A 7,088-nucleotide genomic window follows, 5' to 3' on the forward strand; every position below is an offset into this window, starting at 1 on the left:
AAATCCCCATAGCCATCGACTGTGGCCCGCGGGTTCCTTCCTCGGGGACTTTCGTACGCCTGCCGGCGCCCGAAACTCTTCACGAAGGCTGGCAGTCCGCTTTGCGCAGCCAAGGTGGAAAAGCAGACATTCGCCTGGATGAGGCGGCCGCCCGAATCTCACAAAGTCGGACGGGCTGGAAGAAAAAGCCCCGAGGAGCGATAGAGAGGGCGGCGGCACTCGTTCAACGAGCGCTGCTAATTCGGAATGGGCAGCGATTGACGCTTCGCCTCATCCGAGGCCGGCTTTGCGAAGTCCTTCGATGTAGATTGCCCGGTCCTCCGGACGGACGAGCGGATGGTGCTTCCAACCCAATCGGCAGAGAGCTCGGGCTGGAGCCGTTTTGCTTCGGCGAGTGCAGCTGTAGCAGTGTCGGCGTCGCCGGCTTTGCCAGCGGCCGCCGCGAGCGTTCGCCACGCCGATGTGAAACGCGGTCGAAGCTGTACCGCGCGCCGGTTGAGGATGATGCTTTCCTCGTACCGTCCGGCCACGAAGTAGCAAAGCGCACACGCGGACTGATAGAGCGATTGGTGAGGATCGCGCGGACTGAGCCGCATTGCCTTGGCAAGATGCTGAAGTCCCTCGTCCCCGGCGCCGACAAATCCATGAGCCGCTCCGAGCACCATATATCCCAGGGCGAAATTGGGGTTTAGCCAGACGGCCTCTTCCAGCTCATCGACGGCGGCTCTGGATCGCCGCGATAGCATGTGTACAAAGCCAAGCGCCAAGTGCCCCCATGGGTCCTCACCGTCAAGTTCGACCGAGCGGCGGGCCGTCTCCAAGGCGAGGCCAACGCCATCCGCGTGGGGTACCCAGCCCATATGCGCGCCCGTGATGTATGCCCAGGCCAGCAGGCTATGACCTCGGGCGTAGCCCGGCTCAATTGCGATCGCCCGTTTGAGATCGGTCAGCGCCGTCTCGATTTCCCTTTCCCCCCAGGTCCAGAGTTGAGGCATCGCACGCATCACATAGCCCCAGGCATCGATGCTCTCGGGCGGCTTGTTTTGGAAGCGCCGGTTCTCCGCTGCGTATAGCTGCGGCTCGATCGAAGCCACGACGTTCTCGGTGATCTCGTCTTGCACCGCGAATATGTCGGTTGCCGCTCGGTCGTAACGATCTGCCCAAACGTGGGTGCAAGTGTTCGCGTCGATCAACTGGCTCGAGACGCGGAGACGGTCGCCGGCCTTGCGCACGCTGCCCTCCAGAACATAGCGCACACCGAGGTCGGCTGCGACCTGGCGAACATCCGGAGTGTTGCCCTTGTATGTGAAGGTGGAATTCCGGGCGATGACGGAAAGCCAGCGGAGCCTGGAGAGCCCTGCGATGATGTCTTCGACCATTCCGTCTGCGAAATATTCCTGTTCCCGATCGTCGCTGAGATTGACGAAGGGGAGCACTGCCAATGAGGGTCCGTTTCCAGCTTCCATTATTGAAGATGCGACCGCGTTCCTGCGCTCGATATCCGTATTGCTTTCGACGGAGCCCACGAAGCGGTACCCCACCCGTGGGATCGTCGTGATCCACTCTGCACCTTCGGGCGACGGCCCGAGATGCTTCCTTAGCGATGCGATCTGAACCGAGAGGTTCGTCTCCTCGACGGCGGCACCTTGCCAGGCGGCATCAATGAGAACGGACTTGGTGAGCCTTCGCCTGGGCGGCTCAGAAGGGCTGTCAGCAGAAGAAACGCGCGATAGCCGATCGGCACCGGCTCGCCATGGCGCAAAAGGGTTCCCGCCTCGGGACTGAGGACAAAGGGACCAAAAGCAAACCGCTGTCCGGCCATGGCAGCAGTTTATAACTTTTTCGGAACTTTTCGGAACTATTCGGGTCCGTTTTAAGACATCGGGGCCCGGGTCGCTCATCCTCTTTCGACGGAATAAGGAGGAGCGACCATGTCGGCAATCACTGATGAGCGGCCGTTTGTCAAAGCTGAGAAGCCGACCACGCAACCGGCAGACGGAGCGTGCTCTCGCAACGAGGAGTTCCGCGCCGCTCTCGATAGCTACATCGCTCGCTACGCTGCCGAACAGGCGAATCGCCTCTCAGTGGTCGGCAGCAGCAATGGTCCCTACGCGCTGATATGGCTTCAGCCCTTGCGCCGTCTCTTGAAGGCCCGCCAGGTTAGGCTGTTTTTCGAACGAACGGGCGGGGAATGGCGGCACCTCTGCCGGCACCAGAAGTCGTGAGCGGACCCTTCGAGGTGAACATATTCCGATGGCCGCATGAAGCTCGCAGCACTTTCGATGTTGGCGTGTCCCTAACCTGTCACGCCGATCGTTCGATGTCCGCGTTGGAGCAGTAGGGCACTGCTGGACTCTGACCGAGATGCGGCGCATTGCCGTCCGGCAGTCTTTGGGGGGCCGGTAGCGGACAGGCCGCCGCTTTAGGATGAGATACACGAGAGCGGACATTCAGGTCGTCGCGAACATCGTCGTGACCTGACCCCAAGCGGAACCTCGGTCGCGCTTGGCCGAATTCACGCCCATGACCCTTTCGAGACCTTCCGGGGCCGTTCTCCTTTCCCAAAACCCGACATTGCGCGCAATCAGCGCTCGTGACCCTGAGCGGTCCCTGACCGCGACTGGCACAAACGTCGCCAAAGGTATACCTAGCAGCTATTCATCCTCCCCTGAGAGACACGATTGTGCCGCCAAGGTCAGGCATTTCCGTCCACCACTATGCGGCGGCGCTTCATGGCTATGCTGCCAGCTCCAGCACGCGCTGCCAGCGCGGATGCTCGTGCAGTGGCGCAAAGTCAGAATCCTGCTTCACCCATGCCTTGGTCTCGTGGTTTGCATGAGGCAGCAGGCGTTCCAGCAGATCGAGCGCACGATCGAGCTCGCCGAAATGACAGCAAAGGCAGGCGGTATTGTATTGCGTCAGAATGTCGTCCGGATCGATTGCCAGCGCACGTGCCGACCATTCCGTGGCACGTTCGGTCTCCCCGATCAAGGCGAGAGCATTTGCGCCGAGATAGGCTGGCCGGGGGTTCTCAGGATACTTCGCCAATTCGCGCTCGGCGCGTAACACGCCTTTGCGACCCGCTTCCCTTTCGTCTTCCGGCCGCCCTAGAGAACGATAAACCTGCATAAGCAGAAGAACAGACTGGTAGTCATCGGGCTTGATCTCGGCGGCCCGCTCGTAATGGTGGGCAGCCCCTTTGAGCTTACCTTGTGCATAGCACGCACGCGCGTAGAAATAATGCGCTTCGAATAGATTGGGATCACTTGCGATAGCCTGCTCGAACTCCTTTTCGGCCTCTTCATATCTTTGGCCGACCGACAGAGCGAGGCCACGCGACGCGTGTGCTTCTGCCAGTCCACTTTCGATATCGAGCGCCTTACCGCTGTTGGCCAGAATGCTTTCGAGAGAAACTTTCTCGTCGTAATTTAGGAATAGAAAGGAGTCGCAGTCGGCGATGCCCGCATAGGCGCGCGCATAAAGTGGGTCGAGTTCGATAGCTTTGCCGAACATCCGCTTCGCCAGCACATAGTAGGTTTTGGACGTTCGGTGAAAAAACTCTCTCCCCCTCAGATAATACGTATAGGCCTCTACATTGTCAGTGGGAGCCGCCCTGATCGCCTTCTTTTCGGCCGGCAGCAGCTTGACCTTGAGCTGATCGACGATGGTGTGAGTGATCTCGTCCTGGATCGCGAAGATGTCGGTGAGTTCACGGTCGTATCGGTCGGCCCAGACGTGACCGCCATCAGCCCCGTCGATAAGCTGTCCCGTGATACGGACGCGCTGACCTGCCTTCCGTACGCTCCCCTCGAGCACGAATTTGACGCCGAGTTCCCGCGCCACTTGCTGCACCTTCACGGGCTTGCCTTTGTAGGTGAATACCGTGTTGCGGGCGAGGACGTGGAGGCCAGAGATTTTCGACAGGTCGGTGATGATGTCTTCGGTAATTCCGTCGGAGAAATACTCCTGCTCGGGGTCGCCGCTCATATTTGTGAACGGCAGGACAGCGATTGAAGGTTTTGCCTTCATGTGGCTTTGAGGAGATGCTGTCATCGCGCTGTCCTCAAAACTGAACGGCGCGGCGAGTGCGACGTGGTAGACCCTGACCGGCCGGTCGATGTTCTTGAGCTCGTGTTCCCCCGTGTCCTCGAAATCCAGATCAAGATTCTTGCCGAGATGGTCGCGAACCGCACCGGAGATCGCAATGCCTCCGGGCCGGGCGATGCTTTCAATTCGCGCCGCCACGTTGACGCCGTCGCCGTAGATGTCGTTGTCATCGAAGATTATGTCGCCAACATTGATGCCGATGCGAAATTCGATGCGGCGCTCCTCTTGCACGTCGGCGTTGCGCTCGAGCATCCTGCGCTGGATGTCGGTCGCGCAAGCGACAGCGTTCACCACGCTCTGGAATTCCACCAGCATACCGTCGCCTGTGAGTTTCACGATCCGGCCCTGGTGCTCGGCGATCTTGCCGTCGACCAGTTCTCGCCGATGCGTCTTGAGCGCCGAAAGCGTGCCGCCCTCGTCGAGACCCATGAGCCGGCTGTAACCGACCACATCGGCAGCAAGTATCGCGCTAAGTCTCCGTTCCATGCGCGGCTAGCCTGTTTTTTTCGGCGGGTCAGGGTAGCAGGTTCTCACAGCAGCGGCATCACACTAAATACGGTCCTCGTAACACCGGAAGGAGAAGGCATTCAACTTAGGTGCAGACGAGGCGAGCCACGGAGATAAAGCGGAAGCGATGAAAGCCCCTGCGTCAAGAGTGTCACCGCGGCCTCATGGCTTTTTCTACGGCGATCACGGAGCGTCCGCTTACTGTACCTATCCGAAGTTGACAGGCACGTTCTGGACCGAGCCGGCGGTAGGATTCGGCTCTGCCGTACAGCCGCGGAGCGTTCTACGTCGCCGTTGGGTGGAGGACCGCTCTTCAAGTGTGGCTCTCGGAACGACGTGGTTGCCGGACATTCCGGTCTTTCAGCTTCAGTCGACGGCCAAAGGAGGCTTTTCCCGACGGCGGAATGACAATGCGCGCGGCTATACGGCCGCGCGCTTCAGTTGTCGGGGGTCCGACTGATCAGATCGCCTGACCACCCGAAACCTCGATCCGCTGTGCCGTAACCCAACGGTTATCCTCGCCCAGAAGGCTTGCCACCATCGGCCCGATGTCGTCGGGCAGACCCACGCGGCCAAGCGCGGTCATCCCTGCGAACTGCGCGTTGACTTCGGCATTGTCGCGCACCAGCCCGCCACCGAAATCGGTCTCGATCGCTCCGGGCGCGACCGTGTTCACTGTGATCCCGCGCGCACCCAGCTCTTTCGCCATATAGACGGTCAAGATTTCGACCGCCCCCTTGGCGGCCGCATAGGCCGAGAAGCCCGGATAGGACACGCGGGTCAGGCCCGAAGAAAAGTTCACGATCCGCCCGCCATCTGCGATGAGCGGCAGAAGCGCCTGCACGAGGAAGAAAACGCCCTTCACATGGACGTCGAACAGACCGTCGAACTGCGCCTCGGTGGTATCGCCGATTATGGTGAATTCGCCGTGGCCGGCATTGTTGATTAGGTAATCGAAGCTGTCGCGGCCCCAGGTCTCTTTCAGCGCCGCGCGCAGGGTCTCGGCAAAGGCCGCGAAGCTGGCGACCTCGCCGAGATCGAACTGCAGGGCAACCGCCTTACGGCCCAGGGCTTCGATCTCGGCCACAACCTCGCGAGCCTGAGATGCGTTGCCGCGATAGGTGACGATCACGTCGCGGCCATGCTGCGCGATGCTGACAGCGGTGTTGCGGCCGAGGCCGCGGTTGGCGCCGGTGACAAGTGCGATCTTGGTCATGCGGGAAGTCCTTTCATCCGAAGCGATGGGGACAACATGCGGCAAGAGCGTCTCCAGTTGTTGCCGATTCCTCGCGTAGTCTTGCCTGTTCCTGCAAATCTGGATCGGCCTTGCGGCAAAGATTTTCCAGAATGTCCGGATTTCTTGCCTGACCCTTCTTTAGTTCTTGCCTGAAACGCCACCACCCTTCAACTTGCCCCCATGAGCCGAACGCTTCTCGACCTTGTGCGCAGCTTTGCCGACACTCATGCCGACCGTTCCGGGGCGGCGTCGACGCCTATTCCCGGCATGACCGGGATCCGCGCCACGCAGCCCGGCGAATTGCAGGTCGCTGTCAATCGGCCGCTGGTGGCCATGCTGTTACAAGGTGTCAAGCGGGTCACGATAGGGGCCGAGACATTGGAATTCGGTCCGGGCGAGTCGCTGCTGATCTCGGCCGATGTGCCCACGGTCAGCCAGATCACGCAGGCAAGCCTCGGCGCGCCCTACTATTCGCTGGTGCTGGAACTCGACCCCGTCCTTATGCGGGAACTCGCGGTCGAGATGGCGGCGGTCCCGGGCGATCCGTGCAAGCCTGTCCGAGTGGAGCCGACCGACGCAGATGTCGCCGATGTGGCCCTGCGCCTGATGCGGCTTCTGGACCGTCCCTCTGCCCTCCCGGTCCTGCAAGGGCCGTTGCTGCGCGAGATTCATTTCTGGCTTCTGGCGGGACGGCACGGATCGGCTCTCCGCAGCCTCGGCGGGGCCGATGGCCATGCACAACGCATCGCCCGTGCGGTCGCTATGATCCGCGAAAGCTATGCACGGCCGATCCGCATCGAGGAACTGGCCGAGGCCGCGGGGATGAGCACCTCGTCCTTCCACCAGCATTTCCGCCAGACCACCACGCTGTCTCCCTTGCAATTCCAGAAGCAGTTGCGCCTGATCGAGGCTCGGCGCCAGATGCTGGCCGATGGCATGAGCGTGAGTTCGGTGGCTTATGCGGTGGGCTATGAGAGCGTGCCTCAGTTCACCCGCGAATATGGCCGTCTGTTCGGCAAACCACCGGCCCGCGACATACGACAGGCACAGATGGATGCGTAGTCTGACTCTGCTTCAGAAGAAAGCGAGCGTCCGCTGTGGGCTCAATTGAGCCGTTCGTCGCGTCCGCCGCCGAGGACCGGAAAGGGTCGAAGAACGAACCCGCTGCGCGGGAGGGGCGCCTGCGGTTGAGGTAGAGATCAAGAACCGGTCGTCGCGCTCGCGTTGAGCGTCGTTC

General features: G+C 60.9%; 5 protein-coding genes and 1 pseudogene. 2 read left to right on the forward strand and 4 right to left on the reverse strand.

The window, feature by feature from the left end; genetic code table 11:
• Positions 1 to 236 precede the first annotated feature (236 nt).
• The gene (locus NKH19_RS32765; protein WP_502911102.1) at positions 237 to 1,436 is read right to left on the reverse strand and encodes a tetratricopeptide repeat protein; all 1,200 of its coding nucleotides are present in this window, start codon (positions 1,434 to 1,436) and stop codon (positions 237 to 239) included.
• Positions 1,437 to 1,586: 150 nt separating this feature from the next.
• Positions 1,587 to 1,901, reverse strand: a pseudogene (locus tag NKH19_RS32770) (hypothetical protein); the annotation flags it as partial.
• Positions 1,902 to 1,931: 30 nt separating this feature from the next.
• Here NKH19_RS32770 and NKH19_RS32775 point away from each other — a divergent pair.
• Positions 1,932 to 2,225: a hypothetical protein gene (locus tag NKH19_RS32775; RefSeq protein WP_352874141.1), complete on the forward strand. Its 294-nt coding sequence runs from the start codon at positions 1,932 to 1,934 to the stop codon at positions 2,223 to 2,225.
• A 511-nt stretch (positions 2,226 to 2,736) separates the two neighbouring features.
• Here the strand turns inward: NKH19_RS32775 and NKH19_RS32780 are convergent.
• Positions 2,737 to 4,593 (reverse strand): TPR end-of-group domain-containing protein, encoded by a 1,857-nt coding sequence (locus NKH19_RS32780; protein WP_352983847.1) that lies wholly within the window; start codon positions 4,591 to 4,593, stop codon positions 2,737 to 2,739.
• Positions 4,594 to 5,074: 481 nt separating this feature from the next.
• Entirely contained in the window at positions 5,075 to 5,830 is a 756-nt protein-coding gene (locus NKH19_RS32785; RefSeq protein ID WP_352789692.1) for an SDR family NAD(P)-dependent oxidoreductase, read from the reverse strand.
• 201 nt (positions 5,831 to 6,031) lie between these two features.
• On the opposite strand from NKH19_RS32785, the gene NKH19_RS32790 reads away from it, so the two are divergent.
• Entirely contained in the window at positions 6,032 to 6,913 is an 882-nt protein-coding gene (locus tag NKH19_RS32790) for an AraC family transcriptional regulator (RefSeq protein ID WP_352874076.1), read from the forward strand.
• Positions 6,914 to 7,088: the final 175 nt, after the last annotated feature.

Origin of the sequence: Mesorhizobium sp. M1338, from assembly GCF_040318045.1 — a bacterium.
Classification (GTDB): Bacteria; Pseudomonadota; Alphaproteobacteria; order Rhizobiales; family Rhizobiaceae; genus Mesorhizobium.

What these genes read in the sequence shown, in the direction of transcription:
- NKH19_RS32775 (WP_352874141.1), top strand. Translation starts at nt 1,932, where the DNA reads ATGTCGGCAATCACTGATGAGCGGCCGTTTGTCAAAGCTGAGAAGCCG.
- NKH19_RS32780 (WP_352983847.1), bottom strand. Translation starts at nt 4,593, where the DNA reads ATGGAACGGAGACTTAGCGCGATACTTGCTGCCGATGTGGTCGGTTAC.
- NKH19_RS32785 (WP_352789692.1), bottom strand. Translation starts at nt 5,830, where the DNA reads ATGACCAAGATCGCACTTGTCACCGGCGCCAACCGCGGCCTCGGCCGC.
- NKH19_RS32790 (WP_352874076.1), top strand. Translation starts at nt 6,032, where the DNA reads ATGAGCCGAACGCTTCTCGACCTTGTGCGCAGCTTTGCCGACACTCAT.